Consider the following 19697-nt stretch of genomic DNA (forward strand, 5'->3'; position numbering starts at 1 on the left):
GCAGGCTGTGACCGAGATTCTGTTCTACCACCTGCAGAACCAGCCCCTCGAGAGGGTGCTGCCGAACCTGCTCGAGCGCTCGCTGGAGCGTCAGTGGCGTGCGGCGATCCAGGCTGCCAGCGAGGAGCGGCTGCAGGCCCTCGACGACCAGCTCTGGACCTACAGCGACGACAGCTTCCTGCCGCACGGGACCGATCGCGACACCGATGCGGCCAGCCAGCCGGTCGTACTGACCTTGAAGGACTCTAATCCGAACGCCGCCGCGATTCGTTTCCTGGTTGAAGGCGCTGACCTGCCGCCCGATGCTGCCGACTATGCCCGCATCTGCGTGCTGTTCGACGGCACCGACCAGGATTCCCTCCTGCGCGCCCGCGAGCAGTGGAAGGCGGCGAAGGCCGCCGGACATACGATCGCCTACTGGCAGCAGGACGACGAGGGGCGCTGGCAGAAGAAGGCCTGACATCCCTGCCAGATTCCCATCACCGCCGAGAGGATACGCCATGAGACGTTTCGCCGTCGGCCTTGCGGCCCTCCTGCTCGCGGCACCGCCCCTCCAGGCGCAGCCGGCGCCGCAGGGCGACCGTCCGGCCGAAACACGGAAGCCTTCTGAGCCGCGTCCCACACAGGGCGGCAAGCTCCCCGCGGATGCGGTGACCGAGCACAGCGTCGCCCTGCCGGACGGCCGCACCCTCGCCTTCACCGCCCGCGCCGGTAGCCTGCCGCTGGTCGATGAATCCGGAAAGCTCCAGGCGGAAATCGCCTTCATCGCCTACACCCAGGCCGGCCGGGGTGGCGGCAAGACGAGCGACCCGGCGCGCCCCGTCACCTTCGCGGTGAACGGCGGACCCGGGGCTGCCTCCGCCTATCTGAACATCGGTGCGATCGGGCCCTGGCGCCTGCCGGTGGAGGGCGCCAGCATCAGCCCGTCGGCACCGATCGGCCTGGTGCCGAATGACGGGACCTGGCTCGACTTCACCGACCTCGTGTTCCTCGATCCCGTCGGGACCGGCTACAGCCGCGCGGCCGACGGCGATGCCAAGCGCTACTGGAGCACCGACGCCGATGCGTCCGTCCTGGCGTCCGCGATCGCCCGCTGGCTGCGCACCAACGACCGCATGGCGGCTCCGAAATTCTATGTCGGCGAGAGCTATGGCGGCTTTCGTGGACCGCTGATCGCCGCGAAGCTCCAGGAGGAGATCGGCATCGGCCTGTCCGGCATGGTGCTGCTCTCGCCGGTACTCGACTTCGCGTGGCTGCAGGCGCCCCGCACCACGCCCTGGGGGCATGTGACCAAGCTGCCGTCCTTCGCCGCCGCCGCCATCGAGCGGGCAGGTGGGACACCGACCCGGGAGACCATGGCGGATGCGGAAGCCTACGCCACCGGCCCGTACCTCGCCGATCTCCTGAAGGGCCCCTCCGACACCGCCGCGATCGCGCGCCTGGGGGACCGGGTGGGCGCCATGACCGGGCTCGACCCGAGCTTCGTCCGGCGACAGGCCGGGCGACTGTCCGGTCAGAGCGTTCAGCGCGAGATCGGCCGCGACACCGGTCGGGTCGCCAGTGCCTACGACACCGGCGTGACCGGGTGGGACCCGGACCCCGCCGCCGCGCAGTCCGGCTTCGAGGATCCGCTGCTCACGGCTCTGCAGGCCCCGCTGACCAGTGCGATGATCGCGCTCTACAACGATACCCTGAACTACCGGGTGCCGGACCTGCGCTACGAGCTGCTCAACAGCGCGGTGAACCGGGGCTGGTCCTGGGGCGGGGGCCGTTCGGCACCCGAGGCTCTCGGCGCCTTGCGCGGCGTTCTGGCCCTCGACGGCAACCTGCGGGTGCTGGTCGCCCACGGGTATACCGACCTCGTCACGCCGTATTTCACGTCGAAGCTCTTGATCGACCAAATGCCAGCCTATGGCGGCGGACGCCTCGATCTCGCCGTGTACCCCGGTGGGCACATGTTCTATTCCCGACCGGATTCGCGCGCCGCGTTCCACCGGGATGCGGCGGCACTCTACGCGGCCGCGCTGAAAGCGCGGAATTCCGCGCAGCGCTGAGGACCAACTCGTGCCCGCCACCCTCCGCCCAAGCCTGTTCGTCCTGGTCGTCCTGGCGGCCGGGGGCCTGTCCGCCTGCTCCAGCACCGAGACGCCGGCTCCGGTGCCGGTGGCCCTGCCCAGGCCGGCGCCGGCACCGACCTTCCAGGGGCCGGTCCTGACCGGGGAGGGGACCTGCACCGCCCCGGCGCCGGCCGGCGCGTCCGCGATCGAGATCGGCATCGGCGAGTGCGACCTCGTCCGCCTGAAGGGCAAGCCGCCCACCGACGTGCTGGTCGGCGAGGGGCGCGCGGGCCGCGAGGTCCAGGTGCTCTACAACGAGCCCGGTGCGAAGGAGCTGTACTTCTTCGTCAACAACCGTCTCGACCGCATCGTGAAGTGAGCGGCCGGCTCAGCGCTCGGTGAGCTTCATCTCGATGCGCCGGTTGCGGGCATAGGCCTCCTCGGTCGTTCCGGCCTCGATGGGCTGGAACTCGCCGAAGGCCGCCGCGAGGAGGTGCTGGGGCGGGATGCCCTTGGCGACCATGGCCTGCACCACCGCGATGGCGCGGGCCGCCGAGAGGGCCCAGTTCGAGGGAAACTGCGCGCTGGCGATCGGCCGCGCATCGGTATGGCCGTCGATCCGCAGCACCCAGGGAATGTCGGCCGGGATCTGGCGGGCGAGATCGAGGACCGCCCCGGCGATGCGGTCGAGTTCGGGCCCGGCCTCCGGCTTCAGGCTGGCGGAACCCGCCGGAAACAGCACCTCGGATTGCAGCACGAAGCGGTCGCCGACGATGCGGATGTCCGGGCGGTTGCCGAGGATCTGGCGCAGGCGGCCGAAGAAGTCCGAGCGATAGCGCGCGAGTTCCTGCACCTTCTGGGCCAGGGCCACGTTGAGGCGGCTGCCGAGGTCGGCGATGCGGGCCTGGCTCTCGCGGTCGCGGTTCTCGGAGGCCGCGAGGGCATCCTCCAGGGCGGCGAGCTGGCGCCGCATCGCCGCGATCTGCTCGTTGAGGAGGTCGATCTGCGAGACGGCGCGGGCCGTGTTGGCGCGCTCGGCCGCCAGTTGGCGGTCGACCTCGCCCTGGCGCCCGGCCGAGCCCTGTGCGGCCTCCGCCTGGGACTTCAGGCGGTCGCGCTCGGCCTGCGTCCCGAGCAGGGTGCTGCGCAGGGAGGAAGCCTGTTCCTCCTGCGTCTTGCGGGTCGAGCGCTCCAGGGCCAGCAGGTCCGTCAGGTCGGCGATCTGGCGGTTGAGACGGGTCAGCACCGAGTCGCGGCCGCTGATCTCCTGGGACAGGAAGAACTGGCCGACCACGAAGATGGTGAGCAGGAAGACGACGGCCAGCAGCAGCGTCGCCAGGGCGTCGACGTAGCCGGGCCAGACGTTCAGGCTGCGGTCGCGGCGACCGCGGGCGGAGGCCATCTCAGCTCCGCTCGCGGCCGAGGCGGTCGAGCACCTGCTTCAGCTCGCGCTCGCGGGTCGCCTGGGCCTCGACCCAGTCGCGGATCATCTGCTGCTCGGCGCGCATGTGCTGCACGAGGCCCTGGATGCCTTCGGCGAGGTTCGTCATCGCCTGGGTGGCGACGCGCCCATTGGCGCCCTCCGCCACCACGGCCGTCAGGCGGTCCACCGCCTCCTTCAGCTCGCGGGCGCTGGCCGGGTCCTGCACCGGCGCCGCCGCGGCGGGCTGCGGCTTGGCGGCCGGCGCGACCGCGCTTCCCACGGCCGGACTCTCGCCGGAGAGGAGCCAGTCCTCCAGCTCGTTGTGGAATCGGGCATGGGCCTGGCCGGCCTGGAGATCGAGGAAGCCGATGATGAGCGAGCTCGCGAGGCCGAACAGCGAGGCCGAGAAGGCGAGGCCGATGCCCGAGAGCGGGACCGCGAGGCCGTTCTTCAGCTCGTCGAACATCGCCGCCGCCTCGCCGCCGCCCCGCATGGTCTTGATGACCGAGCCGACCGCGCTCAACGTGTCGATCAGGCCCCAGAACGTGCCGAGGAGGCCGAGCAGGATGAGCAGGCCCGAGACGTAGCGCAGGATCTCCCGGCCCTCGTCGAGGCGCGCGGCGGCCGTGTCGAGGAAGGCGCGGCTCGTGGGCAGCGTGAGTCCCTCGGCCCGGGCGGCGATGGCCGGGGCCAGGGGCACCATCAGGGGCGGCGGCCGGCTCGGGTTCTCCCCGGCCGCGACGGCGTTGACGTAGGCCGTCTCCCGGTAGAGCCGGACCACCTGCCCGAAGGCCAGCAGCACCGCGATGAGCAGGACGCCGAGGATGAGCCCGTTCAGGCCGGGATTGGCGAGGAAGGCCGGCGTGATCTGCCGGAACAGCACGAAGGCGAGAAAGCCGACGAGGATCAGGAAGACCAGCATCCGGACGAGGTAGATGCCCGGCTTGGCGATCGTCGCGGGTGCGGGTGGGGTCGCCATCGGCTCGGGCACACTCTCAACGCGGAACTGGCAGCCCGCGCGCGGCGAGCGGGGCGAACGCGCCGGCACATTGCAGGGTGGGTCGGCGCCGATCAAGTCGCGTCTGGCGTCCTACCGTGGATGTGCGTCTCCCTGTGTCGGCTAATCCCAGGCTTGGGGCCAGGTTTCCTCCAGGTGCGGTCCGAGGCGCACCGCGGCGACCCTCCGGGCGAGGCCCGTCGCGTCGTCGGTCTCCACGGCGATGCCGCAGAGGGTGCCTTCGCCCTGGGCCGCTTCCAACCGGGCGCCGGGCGTCTTCTGCAGGAAGCGGCGCAGGGGCTCGTCCTTCTGCATGCCCAGGATCGAATCGTAGTCGCCGCACATGCCGGCATCCGAGAGGTAGGCGGTGCCGCCGGGCAGGATTCGGTGATCCGAGGTCGGCGTGTGGGTGTGGGTGCCGACCACGAGGCTGGCCCGGCCGTCGAGGAAGTATCCGAAGGCCTGCTTCTCGCTGGTGGCCTCGGCATGCACGTCGACGATGACCGCATCCGCCACGGCACCGAGGGGGCAGGCGGACAGCTCGCGCTCCGCCGAGGCGAAGGGGTCGTCCAGGGCATCCATGTAGAGGCGGCCCATCACGTTGAGGACGAGGACGCGGGCACCCTTCTGGGTCTCGATCACGGTGGCGCCGCGGCCCGGCGTGCCCGGCGGATAATTCGCCGGCCGGACCAGGCGCGTCTGGCGCTGGATGAAGACGAGCGCCTCGCGCTGGTCGAAGGAATGGTTGCCGAGGGTCACCGCATCGGCCCCGGCCTGAAGGAGCTCGTCGCAGATGGCTTCCGTGAGGCCGAAGCCGCCGGCGGCGTTCTCGCCGTTGATCACCACGCAATCGAGGCGCCAGCGCTCGCGGAGCGTGGGAAGACGGTTCGCGATGACGTTTCGGCCGGGGCGGCCCACCACGTCGCCGAGGAAGAGAATGCGCATCGCCGGAAGTCAGGTCCGTATCAGCGGGACCGGTCCCGCTTCGGTGACGAGATGATCGAGGGGCTGGTCGTGGGGTTCGGAGGGAACCTCCTCCACCGCCTGGACCGAGAAGGCCACCCCGATGGTCAGGACCGGGCCGTTGCGCGACAAGCGCTCGATGGCCTGGTCGTAATAGCCGCGCCCGTAACCGATGCGGTGCCCGCGCCGGTCGTAGGCGGCCAGGGGAACGATCAGCGCGGTCGGATCGATGGGGGGCAGGGCGTCGCTCGGCTCGCTGAGGCCGAAGCGGCCGGCGACCAGGGCCTCGCCCTCGCGCCATTCGCGGAACACCAGCCCCTGGGGCGTGACCTTCGGCAGGGCGATGCGCTGGCCGCGCGCGAACAGCAGGCGGGCGAGGGGGCGCGGATCGACTTCGCTGCGGATCGGCCAGAAGGCCCCGACGATCTCGGCCTCGGCGAGGGCGCCGATCGCCATCACCGTCGCGGCGATCCGCACAGATCCGGTGAGACGCTCCGCCTCGGGGAGGGCGTCGCGGCGGGCCAGGGCCTCGGTTCGCAGGGTCGCCTTGCGGGCGGAGATGGACGTCTCGGAACGAGAAAGATCTGAGTGCGGAGCCACGTGAGCCGTTGGAGTGTCGATCCCGGGAAACCTACAATGTAGGTGGGCGCCGTGTTGGCCAAGTCCAGGGACAAGGCCAGGGACAGCTCCCTGGGGAGTCGATAAGGCCCCGGGGAAAAGTTCTCCTGACGGACCCGGCAGCCCCGCCCTCGATATGTAGCGTCGGCACGCGGCGAGCGCCAGGGGGCTGCCGGGTCCGCCCGACCGATTCATCGGATGTCGGGATCAGCCCGCCGAGATCACGTGCGCCAGGCGCTCGATCCGCTCGGCGCAGCGCACGAGGCCCTCGGCGAGCCGCTCCTCCTCGGCCGCGCGCACCGACGCGGCCGAGTCCACCGTCTCCCGGAGCGAGGCCGCCTCCTGTTCCAGGGCGGCCAGGCGTGCCTTCGCCTCCTGGAGCTCGTCCGCCTGCATCAGGGCCGCCATCACGTGCAGGCGCATGTCGCCGATCTCGCCGAAGGCCTGGCGCATCTCGGTGATGCGGCCGTCGAGCCCCTGCGCGAGGGCGGTGAGATGCGCCTCCTCGCCGTCGGCGCAGGCCATCCGGTAGTTCTTGCCGTCGATGGTGACGTTGATCTGGGGCATCGGCTTCGGATCGCTGGAGCGTTTCGGTGAGTGGGTTAGCGGCTGCCGCGGGCCGGGGCCAGCACGCCCTCCACGGCGTCGATCGCCCGCCCGAGGCGGTGATCGACGTCGGCCGAGGTCGCCTCGACCTCGGCGAGGCGGGCGCTCGCGGCATCCAGCTCGGCGGCGAGCCGGGCGCGGTCCTCGCCCATGATCGCCAGCTCGGTCTCGAGGTCGCTCGGATCACGCTCGGCCTCGAAGCGCTGGGTCACCGCGCCCTCCAGGCGGGTGAGCACGGCGTCGAGGCGCTGCAGCGCCAAATCGATGGTCTGGCTCACGGATGGATGCCCTTCCTCTTCAACATCTTTTCTTGCGCCCATCGTCTCCCGGCGCGGCGGCGCGCACCAGGGTGGAACGGGCTCAGCCTATCCACCGGGAAAGGGTTATCCACCCCGTGCGCACCGCCATGTAACCTTTGCCGAAATTTGTCACCATGTTAGAGACCGGCCGCCCGCAGACCGGTTATAGGGCAGACCGTGACGGGTTCCGGCGAGAGGACAGGCCCCTGTCCTCCAACCCGGGTTCCGTCCTGCCGCGCGCTTCCTTCGGTCTTCGGCCGCGATCGGGTGCCCGAGCCTGGACGGCAGTTCATCTGCCGTTCAATCGGGACTCGCACAGAGCGGGCGACGGATCGAGGCCTGCCCGTCGGGCACGCCGCGACGATCAACATGCTGGAGGGTGCTGCGTGGCCGGCGCCCGATTATGGGAAGGACTCACGCTGTGTCGGTGAAGGTTGCCATCAACGGGTTCGGACGCATCGGCCGCAACGTCCTGCGCGCCATCCACGAGGCCGGCCGCAAGGACATCGAGGTGGTGGCCATCAACGACCTCGGCCCGGTCGAGACCAACGCCCACCTCCTGCGCTTCGATTCGATCCACGGCCGCTTCAACGCCAAGGTCGAGGTCCATGGCGAGTTCATCGTGGTCGACGGCCAGCGGATCAAGGTCACGGCCGTGCGCAACCCGGCCGAGCTGCCGCACCGCGAGCTCGGCGTCGACATCGCCCTCGAGTGCACCGGCATCTTCACCTCGAAGGACAAGGCCAAGGCCCATCTCGACGCCGGCGCCAAGCGCGTGATCGTCTCGGCCCCCGCCGACGGCGCGGACCTGACCGTGGTCTACGGCGTCAACCACGACAAGCTGACCGCCGACCACCTCGTCATCTCGAACGCCTCCTGCACCACCAACTGCCTCGTGCCGGTGGCCAAGGTGCTGAACGATCTCGTCGGGATCGAGCGCGGCTTCATGACGACGATCCACTCCTACACCAACGACCAGCCCTCGCTGGACCAGATGCACAAGGACCTCTACCGGGCCCGTGCCGCCGCGCTCTCGATGATCCCGACCTCCACCGGCGCGGCCAAGGCCGTCGGCCTGGTGCTGCCGGAGCTGAAGGGCAAGCTCGACGGAACCTCCATCCGCGTGCCGACCCCGAACGTCTCCGCCGTCGACCTCGTGTTCACGGCCAAGCGCCAGACCACGGTCGAGGAAATCAACAACGCGATCCGCGCCGCCGCCGACGGTCCGCTCAAGGGCGTGCTGGCCTATACCGACCAGCCCAACGTCTCGATCGACTTCAACCACGATCCTCACTCGTCGACCTTCCACCTCGACCAGACCAAGGTCATGGACGGCACCTTCGTGCGCATCCTGTCCTGGTACGACAACGAGTGGGGCTTCTCGAACCGCATGGCCGACACGGCCGTGGCCATGGGCAAGCTGCTCTGAGCCCCGTCGCCGCCTTCTGACGGATCGAACGTTCCCGAAGACCACGCGAAGACCAGCATGGTGCCTGACATGACAGAGACCTCCCCGACCGGACGCGACTTCATCCCAGGCCCCTCCGCAACGCCGTCGCCGGCGCCCGCGCCGGCGACGGCCTCCGCCCCGCCTTCCCCTCCCGCACCAGTCGTGGTCGGCAGGGCCGAGCCCCTGCCGGCGCAGGGCGCGGCCTCCGGCAGCGACCAACTCGCCCGGATCGAGGACAAGTGCTCGCGGATCGAGGACAAGTACGCCCGCTCCGAGGCGCTGCTGTCGCGCGTCGAGGAGAAGGTCGAGGGCGCCGCCGCCCGGATGAACGAGGCGGCCCGCCAGAGCGACCTCTCCGCCCTGCGCAGCGAGGTCCGGGCCATCGCGGACCGCACCCGCGGCCTGCCCGGCTCCGGCGCGCTCGTGCTCACCGCCATCATCACCGCCGTCCTCACGGTCGCGCTGACCATCGCCGCCCAGCGCTTCCACCTGGACGCGATGCTGCCGCCGCGCTGATCCCGCCCCGTTCCGCCCGACTAGAGCCAAGGCCCCGATGACCGCTTTCCGCACCCTCGACGATGCCGGCCCGCTCCAGGGCAAGCGCGTGCTCCTGCGCGTGGACCTGAACGTGCCGATGGAGGGTGGACGCGTCACCGACGCGACCCGCATCGAGAGGATCGTGCCGACGATCAACGAGATCGCCGATAAGGGCGGCCGGGTCGTGCTGCTGGCCCATTTCGGCCGCCCGAAGGGCAAGCCGGTGGCCTCGGAATCCCTGAAGCCCGTGGTCGAGACCCTGAGCCGGGCGCTCGGCCGCCCGGTCGCCTTCGCCGAGGATTGCGTCGGCCCGGCCGCGGCCGAGGCCGTGGCGCGCCTGAAGGACGGCGACGTCGTTCTCCTCGAGAACACCCGCTTCCATGCCGGCGAGGAGAAGAACGACCGGGCCTTCAGCGAGCAGCTCGCCGCCAACGGCGACCTCTACGTCAACGAAGCCTTCTCGGCCGCTCACCGGGCGCACGCCTCGACCGAAGGCCTCGCCCACCTGCTGCCGGCCTATGCGGGCCGCCTGATGCAGGCGGAGCTCGACGCCCTGACCAAGGGCCTCGAAGCGCCGGCCCGGCCGGTCATCGCCCTGGTCGGCGGTGCCAAGGTCTCGTCCAAGATCGACCTGCTGCAGAACCTCGTCGCCAAGGTCGACATGCTCGTCATCGGCGGCGGCATGGCCAACACCTTCCTGCACGCCCAGGGCAAGGCGGTCGGCAAGTCGCTCTGCGAGAAGGACCTCGCCGACACCGCCCTGCGCATCGTCGAGGCGGCCAAGGCCGCCAAGTGCCGGATCATCCTGCCGGTCGACGCGGTCTCGGCCTCCGAGTTCAAGGCGAACGCCGCCCACGAGACGGTGCCGGTGGACGCCGTGCCGGAGAGCGGCATGATCCTCGATGCCGGCCCCGCCTCGGTGGCGGAGATCAACGCGGCCATCGACGAGGCCGCCACCCTGGTCTGGAACGGCCCGCTCGGCGCCTTCGAGCTGACGCCCTTCGATGCCGCCACCGTGGCGGCGGCCCGGCATGCGGCCGAGCGGACCAAGGCCGGCAAGCTGGTCTCGGTGGCGGGCGGCGGCGACACGGTCGCGGCCCTGAACCATGCGGGCGTGGGCGAGACCTTCTCCTACGTCTCCACCGCCGGCGGCGCCTTCCTCGAGTGGCTCGAGGGCAAGGAACTGCCCGGCGTCGAGGCCCTGCGCGCCAAGGGCTGACCGCGTCCGGGACCGGCTGCGTTCCGGGCACGCCGTATTCCCGGACTGTGGCCTACGTTGTCAGACGCCGCGCCGCGTCCCCGGATTGCTGTCCCGCGAGAGTTGCAACGGATCGGCAAAGGTCCGAAAAGGCGAACGAATTTGGATGGATCGCGCCCGCCGGCGCGTCGATTGGCGGATCGCCTCGGGGGCGGTCGCATCTGAGGAGAAACCCATGGCCCGCATCACCCTGAGGCAGCTCCTGGACCATGCCGCCGAGCATGAATACGGCGTGCCCGCCTTCAACCTGAACAACATGGAGCAGGGCCTCGCCATCATGGCGGCGGCGGACGCGACCGATTCCCCGGTGATCCTGCAGGCGAGCAAGGGGGCGCGTGCCTACGCCAACGACATCGTGCTGGCCAAGCTCATCGACGGCCTGGTCGAGATCTACCCCCACATCCCCGTCTGCATGCATCTCGACCACGGCAGCGACGAGGCCACCTGCGCCACCGCGATCCAGTACGGCTTCACCTCGGTGATGATGGACGGGTCGCTCAAGGCGGACGGCAAGACCCCGGCCGACTACAACTACAACGTCGAGATCACCCGCAACGTCACCAAGATGGCCCATTGGGCCGGCGTCTCGGTCGAGGGTGAGCTCGGCGTGCTCGGCTCGCTGGAGAGCGGCCAGGGCGAGGCCGAGGACGGCCACGGCGCCGAGGGCGTGCTCAGCCACGACCAGCTCCTCACCGACCCCGACGAGGCCGTGAAGTTCGTCGAGGCCACCAAGGTCGATGCCCTCGCGGTCGCCATGGGCACCTCGCACGGCGCCTACAAGTTCACGCGCAAGCCGGACGGCGACGTCCTGGCGATGAACGTGATCGAGGAGATCCACCGCCGCCTGCCCACGACCCACCTGGTGATGCACGGCTCCTCCTCGGTGCCGCAGGACCTGCAGGACATCATCAACCAGTATGGCGGCGAGATGAAGCCGACCTGGGGCGTGCCGGTGGAGGAGATCCAGCGCGGCATCAAGCACGGCGTGCGCAAGATCAACATCGACACCGACAACCGGATGGCGATGACGGGCCAGATCCGGAAGATCCTGGCCGAGAACAAGGCCGAGTTCGACCCGCGCAAGTACCTGAAGCCCGCCATGGAGGCGATGACCAAGCTCTGCAAGCAGCGCTTCGAAGAGTTCGGCACCGCCGGCCAGGGTTCCAAGATCCGCCCGGTTTCCGTGGCCACCATGGCCAAGCGCTACGCCAACGGCTCCCTCGACCCGAAGATCGGGGCGGCGGGCTGAGGCGTCAGAAGGACCCTGCATGTCGGAACCCCGCACCCGCCTCGCCCTGCTCAGCCCCCACCGGGTCGAGGCCGGTGACGCCGACGCGCTCGGCGCCGCGATCGCGGCCGCCTGCGCGGCCGGCGACGTCGCCGCCGTCATCCTGAGGCTCGCACCGGCCGACGAGCGCAGCCTCGTCAACCTGGTGAAGCGCCTGGCTCCGGCCATCCAGGAGGCGGGGGCGGCGGTCGTCGTCGCCTGCGCCGGGTTCGCCGGAGACCTCATCAGCGTCTCGGCGCGCGGCGGCGCCGACGGTATCCATCTCGACAAGGCCAGGGACGGCGACCTGCGCGACCTGCGCGAGCGCCTCGCCGACGGACGCATCCTCGGTGCCGGTGGCCACGAGCAGAAGCACGCCGCCATGGAAGCCGGCGAGGCCGGGGTCGATTACGTCATGTTCGGCGGTCTCTATGCCGACGGAATGGCGCCCGATGCCGACACGGTGCTGGACCGGGCCGGCTGGTGGACCGAGATCTTCGAGACGCCCTGCATCGCCGTCGCGCATGCGGCGGATCAGGTCGGCCCGCTCCTGGCGACCGGCGCCGAGTTCCTCGGGCTGGAGAGCGCCCTCTGGATCGGCGAGACCGCCGACGTCGCCGGCATCCAGGCCCAGGTCGCCGCCGCCGGGGAGCCGGCGGCGTGAGGGGGGCGCTCAGCCTCGTCGTCCTGTCGCTCGGCCTCGGCCAGGTCCAGGCCGCCTCGTCCCTCTCGCCGGAAGCCGCCAAGCCGGCGACCCGCGAGGTGTTCTCGGCGCCGCTGAAGGAGTTGCCGACACCCTATTCGCCCAACGCGATCCGCGCGGTTCCCTTCACCGCCAAGCCCAGCGACAAGCCCGCGGACACGGCCTTCGGCGCCTATCAGCGCGGCCAGTACACCACCGCGTTCCGGGAGGCGACGAAGCGGATCGCCGCCGATCCGAAGGATGCGGCGGCGATGACGCTCCTGGGCGAACTCTATAACCAGGGTCTCGGCATCAAGCAGGACCCAGTGAAGGCCGCGGAATGGTACCGGCTCGCCGCGGCCCAGGGCGACGTGCACGCGATGGCGTCCCTCGGGCTGATGTCCATCGACGGACGCGGCGGCGCCAAGGACATGAAGGCCGGGCGCCAATGGCTGGAGAAGGCCGCCGACAAGGGTGACACCACGGCGGCCTACAACCTCGCCCTGATCCTCCTCGGCACCGGCACCGAGCCGGACCAGGCCCGGGCCGCCACCCTGTTCCGCAAGGCCGCCGACGGCGAGATCGGGGCGGCCCAGCACGATCTCGGCGTCCTCTATCTCCAGGGCCGGGGCGTCGCCAAGGATCCGACTCAGGCCGCCGAATGGTTCCGGCGTTCGGCGGATAACGGCGACCTGGCCGGCGAGGTCGAGTTCGCCATCCTCCTGTTCAACGGCACCGGCCTGCCGAAGGACGAGACCCGCGCCGCGCGCTACTTCCAGCATGCGGCGGCCCGCGGCAACGCCATCGCGCAGAACCGGATCGCCCGCCTGTTCGTGGTCGGGCGCGGCGTTCAGAAGAACCTCGTCGAGGCGGCGGCCTGGAATCTCGCGGCGTCCGCGCAGGGTCTGTCGGACCCCTGGCTCGACGAAAACCTGAAGGGGCTGGAGCCGGCCGAGCGCCAGCGCGCCGAGACGCTCGCGGCCGATCGCGCGAAGGTCAATTAGCGGTCCGGTGGGCAGACCCGCATTCGACAGGGGTGAGCCGGCGCGCAAACGTGCTATGGCCGCGCCGAATGTTACGCGAACCGACGTTCTTTGAATCGGCCTGGACCTGAAGATCGATGATCAGCTCTCCCCTCATGACCGTCATGGTCGACGCCGTGCGCAAGGCGGCCCGTGGACTCAAGCGCGACTACGGCGAGATCGAGAACCTTCAGGTCTCCCGGAAGGGCCCCGGAAACTTCGTCTCGGCGGCCGACCGCAAGGCTGAGGAGGTCCTGAAGGATGCCCTGATGAAGGCCCGTCCGGGCTACGGGCTCATCCTCGAGGAATCCGGCAACGTCGAGGGTGCGGACAAGAGCCACACCTGGCACGTCGACCCCCTCGACGGCACCACCAACTTCCTCCACGGCATCCCGCATTTCGCGATCTCGGTCGGCCTGGAGCGCGAGGGCCAGATCGTCGCCGGCGTGATCTACGATCCGGCCAAGGATGAGCTCTTCGTCGCCGAGCGCGGCAAGGGCGCCTATCTCAACAACCGCCGCCTGCGCGTCTCCGGGCGCACCGACATGGCCGACGCCCTCGTGGCCTACGGCTCGCCCTATCTCGGCCGTGGCGACCACCCGAAGCTCCTGCGCGAAGTCGCCGCCGTGATGGCGGTGACCGGCGGTGCGCGCCGCTTCGGCTCCGCCGCCCTCGACCTCGCCTACGTGGCCTGCGGCCGCTCGGACCTCTACTGGGAGCGCGACCTGCAGACCTGGGACATCGCCGCCGGGATCATCTTGGTGCGCGAGGCCGGCGGCTTCGTCACCAGCGCCGATGGCGGCGCCGAACCCCTGGCCGCCCGCTCGGTCGCCTGCGGCAACGAGATACTGCACGGCGAACTCGTGAAACTCCTGCGCCGCGCCAACGCCTGAGGGGCGCCGCGTGCATCCTCAGCCTCCCACTCCTCGACAAGGGCCGCCCGCATGGAAACCCGCCGCCACATCGCGTTGAAGGACTCGATCCGGTCGATCCCGGACTACCCGAAGCCCGGCATCGTGTTTCGCGACATCACCACGCTGTTGAGCGACCCGCGGGCGTTCCGCCGGGCGGTCGACGCGCTGGTGCATCCCTATGCCGGGGGGCGGATCGATCAGGTGGCGGGTATCGAGGCGCGGGGCTTCATCCTCGGAGGCGCGGTCGCGCACCAGCTCTCGTCCGGCTTCGTGCCGATCCGCAAGAAGGGCAAGCTTCCGCACACGACCGTCTCGATCGCCTACGCGCTCGAATACGGCACCGACGAGATGGAAATCCACGTCGACGCGATCAAGCCCGGCGACCGGGTCCTGCTCGTGGACGACCTGATCGCCACCGGCGGCACGGCCTGTGCGGCGGTGAACTTGCTGCGCCGGATCGGCGCCGAGGTGGTGGCGGCCTGCTTCGTCATCGACCTGCCGGAGATCGGCGGCGCGCAGAGGCTGCGCGACCTCGACGTGCCGGTCCGGACGCTGATGGAGTTCGACGGGCACTGAGCCCGGACGCGTCGTTCCGCGATTCTGGAACGACGCGGTCGCGGTTCAGGCGGCGAGGCTCGCGAACAGCCCGCGGCCGTCGGTCCCGCCGACGAGATCTTCGACGAAGTTTTCCGGGTGCGGCATCAGGCCGAGCACGTTGAGCTTCTCGGAATAGATGCCCGCGATGGAGTTCAGCGAGCCGTTGCGGTTTGCATCCACCGTCAGGTTGCCGGCCGCGTCCGAGTAGCGGAACGCGACCCGGCCATCCCCCTCCAGGCGCGCGATGGTGTCGGGATCGGCGAAGTAATTGCCCTCGCCATGGGCCACGCAGACGTTGATGACCTGGTTCCGGGCGTAGGCGGAGGTGAAGCGCGTATCCGCGCGCTCGACGCGGAGCAGCTGCCGGTGGCAGATGAAGCGTCGATCGACGTTCCGCATCAGCACGCCGGGCAGCAGACCGGATTCACACAGGATCTGGAAGCCGTTGCAGATGCCGAGGACGAGGCCGCCCCGTGCCGCGTGGGCCCGGACCGCATCCATCGCGGCGGCACGCCCAGCGATGGCGCCGCAGCGAAGATAGTCGCCATAGGAGAACCCGCCCGGCAGGACGGCGAGGTCGGTGCCGGCCGGCAGCGCGGTATCGGCGTGCCAGACCTTCACGACCTCGGCCCCGGATTGGGTCAGGGCCCGGGCGACGTCGCCGTCGCGGTTGGAGCCCGGAAAGACGATGATGGCGGCACGCATCAGGCGATCTCGATGGCGTAGTTCTCGACGACGGTGTTGGCGAGCAGCTTCTCGCAGGCGCTCTTCAGCGTCGCTTCGGCGGCGGCCCGGTCCTCGCCCGCGATCTCCACATCGAAGACCTTGCCCTGGCGGACGCTGTCGATGCCGGCGAGGCCGAACGACGTCAGGGCAGCCTCGATCGCCTTGCCCTGCGGGTCCAGCACGCCGGTCTTCAGGGTGACGATGATGCGTGCTTTCATGGGTTCGGACTCGTCTGGTGTCGGGGCACCCTGCCGATAATCGGGAAATGCCGGTCAGGCAACGCGAAACGGCCCCGGAGGGGCCGTGCGTCGTCGTCGAAGCTGTGGTTTGCCGTCAGCGGGCGGTGGGGGCCGGCCCCCTGAGCGGCTCGATGCTGGTGGCGCGCCGCCAGAGCTGCAGCATCACCCAGGCCGCGAACAGGCTGAAGACCACCATCAGCACGTGGCCCACGGTGTCGCCAAGGTCGAACAGGCCCGCCAGGGCCCAGCCGGCGGCGATCGCGACCGCGAAGACTTCCGTGCCGACGAGCACCATCATGCTCAGGATGGTAATGAGATTGCGCGTGTTCACTGCAGCGTCGCCCCGTTGCCGGCGTCAGGCGCGGGACGGAATCCCGGCGCGGATAGGTTTGAGGGCGACGTAGCGCGAACCGGACCGGTCGCGCAACGTCGCCCTCATGAGGTCCCCACTCGGAACGCCTGCCGGCTCAGCGCGGCGCGCGCTTGGCCAGGATGCGCTGGAGCGTCCGGCGGTGCATGTTCAGGCGGCGCGCCGTCTCGGAGACGTTGCGTCCGCACAGTTCGTAGACCCGCTGAATGTGTTCCCAGCGCACGCGGTCCGCCGACATCGGGTTTTCCGGCGGATCAGCCCGCTCGCCCGGCTGGGCCATGAGCGTGCCGTGGATCTCGTCGGCATCCGCCGGCTTGGCGAGGTAGTCGAAAGCGCCGAGCTTCACCGCCGTCACCGCCGTGGCGATATTGCCGTAACCCGTCAGGATCACGCCGCGCGCCTCGGGCCGGCGCTCCTTGAGGCGCGCGATCACGTCGAGGCCGTTGCCATCGCCGAGGCGCATGTCGATGACCGCGAAGGCAGGCGGCCGGACGTCGACCATCGAGACGCCTTCCGCGACGCTCTCGGCGACCTGCACCTCATAGCCGCGCATCTCCATGGCCCGGGCCAGACGGGTCGAGAACGGCTTGTCATCGTCCACGATCAGCAGCGAGCGATCGCTGAAAGCGGCCAGGGGATCGTTGTCGGCGAGCTGAGCGATATCGGCACCCGGCGCCGTTGTTCCAGTCTGCGTCAGCATCCGACGCTCCTCCGTAGTTCTCGAACTATCTTCGATAGGGTTCTGCTGTGGTTCCTATATAGGTGTCGCACCTGCTTCCGTCAGGGGTTGCCCACCACTCAATTGCGCATGACCGACCGTCAATGCGCCCCGCTCGAAGATGTGACGGGCCCAGCTGATGCGCACGACTGCGCCGGTGGTCTCGTGTTGCGATACGTTCGACAGCGTCAACTGCGCGCCGGAACGTTCGATCAGCGTCTTGGCGATGAACAGTCCGAGTCCGAGGCCCGCGCCGGTACTGTCGGGATTGCGCGAGCGATCCGGGCTGCGCGTCGTCACGTAGGGCTCGCCCGCGCGCAGCAGGACCTCGCTGGAGAAGCCGGGGCCATCGTCCCGGATCTCCAACCAGACCCGCTCCAGGGTCCAGCGCGCCTCGATGATCACCCGCGCGTCGGCGAAGTCGACGGCATTGTCGACGATGTTGGCGAGGCCGAACATCACGCCTGGATTGCGCCGACAGGCCGGCTCCGGACCCTCGCCCCGGTTCGAGACCTCGAGGATGATGCCCATGGCCCGCTGCGGCTCGACCAGTTCCTCCACGAGGTGGCTGAGACTGACCGTCTGCAGGAACCCGGCCTCGTCGCTGTCGAGCGAGGTCAGTTTCGAGAGGATGCCGCGGCAGCGGTCGACCTGATCGCGCAGCAGCGCCAGATCCTCCCGCACCGACGGGCTGGCGGTGGTCGCGAGCTGGCGCGTCAATTCCTTCGTCACCACCATGATGGTGCCGAGGGGCGTGCCGAGCTCGTGGGCCGCCGCCGCCGCGAGACCGTCGAGCTGCGACAGGTGCTGCTCGCGCGCCAGCACCAGTTCGGTGGCGGCCAGGGCCTGCGCGAGCTGGCGCGTCTCCTCGGCCACCTTCCAGGCATAGACGCCCGTGAAGGCGGTGCCGAGCAGGATCGCCGTCCAGATACCCGAGATGTACAGGAAGGGCAGTTCGAGCCGCCCGTCGGCGAACCAGGGCAGCGGCCGGTGCACCAGGGCGAGAAGGGTCGCGAGGCCGATCGCGAGCAGGCCGAGGGCGAGGGTCCGCTCCGGCGGCAGGGCGGTCGCCGAAATCAGCACGGGCGCGAGGAACAGGAGGGAGAACGGGTTCTGCAGCCCCCCCGTGAGGAACAGCAGGGCAGCGAGCTGGATGATGTCGAAGGCCAGCAGCAGGGCCGCCGAATCGTCGCTCAGGCGATAGCTCGCCGGGAAGCGGATGCGCAGCGCGAGGTTCAGCCAGGACGACGTGGCGATGACGAGGAAGCACCAGCCGAAGGGAAGCGGCAGGCCCAGACCGAACTGCGCCCCCACGACGGCCGCACTCTGTCCGGTGATCGCGAGCCATCGCAGCCGCACGAAGGTGTCGAGACGCAGGTGCCGTGCGTCGCGGACGAAGCCGTTGGTGCTCATGTCGATCATGTCAGGGGAACGATAGGGCCCGGTTGTCTCGCGTCTATCCCTCCGCGACCTGCCATCCGCTCTTGTCCGCCGCGCGAGTGCACTAAATCGAGCGCACCGAGTCATCGACGGCACCGAGTCCGCCGCGATCGGGCCGACGCGTCGTCCCGCACGATGCGTTCGGCAGAAGGTTCGGGGGGAAGCGATGTCGGCGCGAGGGGGGAACGGCCCGTGAACTTGTCCTATCTCTGGTATGAAGCCGCCCGCCTGATGACGACGCCCGCACGGCTCGTCGCGGACGTCGCCAAGCACAGCCTCCAGAACCCGGCCAATCCGCTGGCCTACTCGCCCTATGCCCGCTCCATGGCCGCGGCCTGCGAGATGTTCGAGCGGGTGACCCGGCGCTACGGCAAGCCGAGCTTCGGCTTCACCAGCATCACGGTCGACGGAGCGAGCGTGCCGATCGCCGAGCGCGTCGTCTGGGAGCGCCCCTTCTGCCGGGTCGTCACCTTCGACCGGGGCTTCGTGCGCGGGCTCGCCGAGCCGCAACCGAAGCTGCTCATCGTCGCGCCGATGTCCGGCCACTACGCGACGCTCCTGCGCGGCACCGTCGAGGCCATGCTGCCCGACCATCAGGTCTTCATCACCGATTGGGCCGATGCCCGCCTGGTGCCGATCGGCGCCGGACGCTTCGACCTCGACACCTACATCGACTATCTCGTCGATCTCTTCCGCCACCTCGGTCCGGATCTGCACGTCATGGCGGTGTGTCAGCCGGCCGTGCCGGTTCTGGCCGCCATCGCCGTGATGGAGGCCCAGGACTACGCGCCGGTGCCGCGTTCGATGACCCTGATGGGCGGCCCCATCGATACCCGGCGCTCGCCCACCGCCGTCAACTGCCTCGCGCAGGAGCGCGGCACCGCCTGGTTCGAGCGCCACTGCATCACCACGGTGCCCGCCGGCTATCCGGGGGTCTGGCGCAGCGTCTATCCCGGCTTCTTCCAGCTCTCCGGGTTCATGGCCATGAACCTCGACCGACACGTCAATGCCCATGCGGAGATGTTCGACCACCTCGTGAAGGGCGACGGCGACTCGGCGGAGAAGCACCGCGAGTTCTACGACGAGTATCTGGCCGTGATGGATCTCACGGCCGAGTTCTACCTGCAGACGGTCAAGACGGTCTTCGTGGATCACGCCCTGCCGAAGGGGACGATGATCCATCGCGGCGCCCGCGTCGATCTCGGCGCGATCCGCTCCTGCGCCATCCTCGCCATCGAGGGCGAGAACGACGACATCTCCGGCGTCGGTCAGACCCAGGCGGCCCTGGATCTCACGCCGAACCTGCCGCCGGAACGGAAGGCCTACCACCTGCAGAAGGGCGTGGGCCATTACGGCGTCTTTAACGGGTCCCGCTACCGCACCGTCATCGCGCCCCGGATCGCCGCGTTCATCCGCGATGTGGAGGGCCCGGGTCGCGGGGGTGAAGCGATCGCCCAACGGCCGGATTTCGAGCCGTCCGCGTCCTCGGAGTGAGGATGGTGGCGCGCGGATCG

The 19697-nt window shown here is 69.9% G+C and carries 23 protein-coding genes and 1 other RNA gene; 12 read left to right on the forward strand and 12 right to left on the reverse strand.

Annotated elements, in window-relative coordinates; all coding sequences use genetic code 11:
* The first annotated feature begins 7 nt into the window (after positions 1-7).
* From ACXJY8_RS00340 to ACXJY8_RS00350, 3 genes are read left to right on the forward strand one after another with little or no spacing between them, the layout of a single operon-like run.
* On the forward strand, positions 8-460 hold the full coding sequence (locus tag ACXJY8_RS00340) for a DNA polymerase III subunit chi (RefSeq protein ID WP_463780243.1): 453 nt from the start codon (positions 8-10) through the stop codon (positions 458-460).
* A gap of 40 nt (positions 461-500) precedes the next feature.
* Positions 501-2054 (forward strand): S10 family peptidase, encoded by a 1554-nt coding sequence (locus ACXJY8_RS00345; protein ID WP_463774750.1) that lies wholly within the window; start codon positions 501-503, stop codon positions 2052-2054.
* Positions 2055-2064: 10 nt separating this feature from the next.
* Positions 2065-2436, forward strand: coding sequence for a hypothetical protein (locus tag ACXJY8_RS00350; protein ID WP_463774754.1), 372 nt, complete (start codon positions 2065-2067; stop codon positions 2434-2436).
* Positions 2437-2445: 9 nt separating this feature from the next.
* On the opposite strand, the gene ACXJY8_RS00355 is transcribed toward ACXJY8_RS00350, so the two are convergent.
* The 7 genes from ACXJY8_RS00355 to ACXJY8_RS00385 all read right to left on the reverse strand — a co-directional run bounded on the left by ACXJY8_RS00355 (position 2446) and on the right by ACXJY8_RS00385 (position 6942).
* Positions 2446-3459: a peptidoglycan -binding protein gene (locus ACXJY8_RS00355; protein WP_463774756.1), complete on the reverse strand. Its 1014-nt coding sequence runs from the start codon at positions 3457-3459 to the stop codon at positions 2446-2448.
* Between the two features lies 1 nt (position 3460).
* A complete protein-coding gene (locus ACXJY8_RS00360; RefSeq protein WP_463774758.1) occupies positions 3461-4459 on the reverse strand; it encodes a flagellar motor protein MotA in 999 nt (332 codons plus the stop codon).
* A 141-nt stretch (positions 4460-4600) separates the two neighbouring features.
* The gene (locus ACXJY8_RS00365) at positions 4601-5422 is read right to left on the reverse strand and encodes a TIGR00282 family metallophosphoesterase (RefSeq protein ID WP_463774761.1); all 822 of its coding nucleotides are present in this window, start codon (positions 5420-5422) and stop codon (positions 4601-4603) included.
* A 9-nt stretch (positions 5423-5431) separates the two neighbouring features.
* Entirely contained in the window at positions 5432-6040 is a 609-nt protein-coding gene (locus tag ACXJY8_RS00370) for a 5-formyltetrahydrofolate cyclo-ligase (RefSeq protein ID WP_463774764.1), read from the reverse strand.
* Positions 6030-6187, reverse strand: a non-coding RNA gene (gene ssrS, locus ACXJY8_RS00375) — 6S RNA. The genes ACXJY8_RS00370 and ssrS overlap by 11 nt, the downstream gene beginning before the upstream one ends.
* Positions 6188-6265: 78 nt before the next feature.
* On the reverse strand, positions 6266-6625 hold the full coding sequence (locus tag ACXJY8_RS00380; RefSeq protein ID WP_463774767.1) for a cell division protein ZapA: 360 nt from the start codon (positions 6623-6625) through the stop codon (positions 6266-6268).
* 35 nt (positions 6626-6660) lie between these two features.
* Positions 6661-6942: a DUF4164 domain-containing protein gene (locus ACXJY8_RS00385; protein ID WP_463774770.1), complete on the reverse strand. Its 282-nt coding sequence runs from the start codon at positions 6940-6942 to the stop codon at positions 6661-6663.
* Positions 6943-7384: 442 nt separating this feature from the next.
* Between ACXJY8_RS00385 and gap the strand changes: the two genes are divergently transcribed.
* From gap to ACXJY8_RS00425, 8 genes are all read left to right on the forward strand, one after another.
* The gene (gap, locus tag ACXJY8_RS00390) at positions 7385-8392 is read left to right on the forward strand and encodes a type I glyceraldehyde-3-phosphate dehydrogenase (RefSeq protein WP_463774772.1); all 1008 of its coding nucleotides are present in this window, start codon (positions 7385-7387) and stop codon (positions 8390-8392) included.
* 69 nt (positions 8393-8461) lie between these two features.
* Complete coding sequence (locus ACXJY8_RS00395) at positions 8462-8929, forward strand: hypothetical protein (protein ID WP_463774776.1); 468 nt, start codon at positions 8462-8464, stop codon at positions 8927-8929.
* A 37-nt stretch (positions 8930-8966) separates the two neighbouring features.
* A complete protein-coding gene (locus ACXJY8_RS00400) occupies positions 8967-10169 on the forward strand; it encodes a phosphoglycerate kinase (RefSeq protein WP_463774779.1) in 1203 nt (400 codons plus the stop codon).
* Positions 10170-10383: 214 nt separating this feature from the next.
* Complete coding sequence (fba, locus tag ACXJY8_RS00405; RefSeq protein ID WP_463774782.1) at positions 10384-11457, forward strand: class II fructose-bisphosphate aldolase; 1074 nt, start codon at positions 10384-10386, stop codon at positions 11455-11457.
* Between the two features lie 19 nt (positions 11458-11476).
* Positions 11477-12139, forward strand: coding sequence for a thiamine phosphate synthase (locus ACXJY8_RS00410; RefSeq protein WP_463774786.1), 663 nt, complete (start codon positions 11477-11479; stop codon positions 12137-12139).
* On the forward strand, positions 12136-13161 hold the full coding sequence (locus ACXJY8_RS00415) for a tetratricopeptide repeat protein (RefSeq protein WP_463774790.1): 1026 nt from the start codon (positions 12136-12138) through the stop codon (positions 13159-13161). Before ACXJY8_RS00410 ends, ACXJY8_RS00415 begins: the two co-directional genes overlap by 4 nt.
* A 116-nt stretch (positions 13162-13277) precedes the next feature.
* Entirely contained in the window at positions 13278-14072 is a 795-nt protein-coding gene (locus ACXJY8_RS00420; protein WP_055955245.1) for an inositol monophosphatase family protein, read from the forward strand.
* 51 nt (positions 14073-14123) lie between these two features.
* The gene (locus ACXJY8_RS00425; RefSeq protein ID WP_463774796.1) at positions 14124-14669 is read left to right on the forward strand and encodes an adenine phosphoribosyltransferase; all 546 of its coding nucleotides are present in this window, start codon (positions 14124-14126) and stop codon (positions 14667-14669) included.
* 45 nt (positions 14670-14714) lie between these two features.
* Here the strand turns inward: ACXJY8_RS00425 and purQ are convergent, their stop codons facing one another.
* The 5 genes from purQ to ACXJY8_RS00450 all read right to left on the reverse strand — a co-directional run bounded on the left by purQ (position 14715) and on the right by ACXJY8_RS00450 (position 18165).
* On the reverse strand, positions 14715-15395 hold the full coding sequence (purQ, locus tag ACXJY8_RS00430; RefSeq protein WP_463774799.1) for a phosphoribosylformylglycinamidine synthase subunit PurQ: 681 nt from the start codon (positions 15393-15395) through the stop codon (positions 14715-14717).
* A complete protein-coding gene (gene purS / locus ACXJY8_RS00435) occupies positions 15395-15634 on the reverse strand; it encodes a phosphoribosylformylglycinamidine synthase subunit PurS (RefSeq protein WP_463774802.1) in 240 nt (79 codons plus the stop codon). The genes purQ and purS overlap by 1 nt, the downstream gene beginning before the upstream one ends.
* Positions 15635-15749: 115 nt before the next feature.
* Entirely contained in the window at positions 15750-15986 is a 237-nt protein-coding gene (locus ACXJY8_RS00440; RefSeq protein ID WP_463774806.1) for a hypothetical protein, read from the reverse strand.
* A 136-nt stretch (positions 15987-16122) separates the two neighbouring features.
* A complete protein-coding gene (locus tag ACXJY8_RS00445) occupies positions 16123-16725 on the reverse strand; it encodes an ActR/PrrA/RegA family redox response regulator transcription factor (protein ID WP_463774809.1) in 603 nt (200 codons plus the stop codon).
* A gap of 54 nt (positions 16726-16779) precedes the next feature.
* The gene (locus ACXJY8_RS00450; protein ID WP_463774811.1) at positions 16780-18165 is read right to left on the reverse strand and encodes an ActS/PrrB/RegB family redox-sensitive histidine kinase; all 1386 of its coding nucleotides are present in this window, start codon (positions 18163-18165) and stop codon (positions 16780-16782) included.
* A 210-nt stretch (positions 18166-18375) separates the two neighbouring features.
* On the opposite strand from ACXJY8_RS00450, the gene ACXJY8_RS00455 reads away from it, so the two are divergent.
* Positions 18376-19677 carry a polyhydroxyalkanoate depolymerase gene (locus ACXJY8_RS00455; RefSeq protein ID WP_463774814.1) on the forward strand — a complete coding sequence of 434 codons (1302 nt, stop codon included), beginning with the start codon at positions 18376-18378 and terminating at the stop codon, positions 19675-19677.
* Positions 19678-19697 lie beyond the last annotated feature (20 nt).

The sequence above is a fragment of the Methylobacterium sp. TK31 genome (assembly GCF_055361545.1).

Excerpts from the sequence above, each read along its gene's own strand:
- fba (WP_463774782.1), top strand. The coding sequence starts at position 10,384 with ATGGCCCGCATCACCCTGAGGCAGCTCCTGGACCATGCCGCCGAGCAT.
- ACXJY8_RS00380 (WP_463774767.1), bottom strand. The coding sequence starts at position 6,625 with ATGCCCCAGATCAACGTCACCATCGACGGCAAGAACTACCGGATGGCC.
- ACXJY8_RS00420 (WP_055955245.1), top strand. The coding sequence starts at position 13,278 with ATGATCAGCTCTCCCCTCATGACCGTCATGGTCGACGCCGTGCGCAAG.
- purQ (WP_463774799.1), bottom strand. The coding sequence starts at position 15,395 with ATGCGTGCCGCCATCATCGTCTTTCCGGGCTCCAACCGCGACGGCGAC.
- ACXJY8_RS00345 (WP_463774750.1), top strand. The coding sequence starts at position 501 with ATGAGACGTTTCGCCGTCGGCCTTGCGGCCCTCCTGCTCGCGGCACCG.
- ACXJY8_RS00410 (WP_463774786.1), top strand. The coding sequence starts at position 11,477 with ATGTCGGAACCCCGCACCCGCCTCGCCCTGCTCAGCCCCCACCGGGTC.
- ACXJY8_RS00395 (WP_463774776.1), top strand. The coding sequence starts at position 8,462 with ATGACAGAGACCTCCCCGACCGGACGCGACTTCATCCCAGGCCCCTCC.
- ACXJY8_RS00445 (WP_463774809.1), bottom strand. The coding sequence starts at position 16,725 with ATGCTGACGCAGACTGGAACAACGGCGCCGGGTGCCGATATCGCTCAG.
- ACXJY8_RS00360 (WP_463774758.1), bottom strand. The coding sequence starts at position 4,459 with ATGGCGACCCCACCCGCACCCGCGACGATCGCCAAGCCGGGCATCTAC.
- ACXJY8_RS00450 (WP_463774811.1), bottom strand. The coding sequence starts at position 18,165 with ATGATCGACATGAGCACCAACGGCTTCGTCCGCGACGCACGGCACCTG.
- purS (WP_463774802.1), bottom strand. The coding sequence starts at position 15,634 with ATGAAAGCACGCATCATCGTCACCCTGAAGACCGGCGTGCTGGACCCG.
- ACXJY8_RS00425 (WP_463774796.1), top strand. The coding sequence starts at position 14,124 with ATGGAAACCCGCCGCCACATCGCGTTGAAGGACTCGATCCGGTCGATC.
- ACXJY8_RS00400 (WP_463774779.1), top strand. The coding sequence starts at position 8,967 with ATGACCGCTTTCCGCACCCTCGACGATGCCGGCCCGCTCCAGGGCAAG.
- ACXJY8_RS00365 (WP_463774761.1), bottom strand. The coding sequence starts at position 5,422 with ATGCGCATTCTCTTCCTCGGCGACGTGGTGGGCCGCCCCGGCCGAAAC.
- ACXJY8_RS00355 (WP_463774756.1), bottom strand. The coding sequence starts at position 3,459 with ATGGCCTCCGCCCGCGGTCGCCGCGACCGCAGCCTGAACGTCTGGCCC.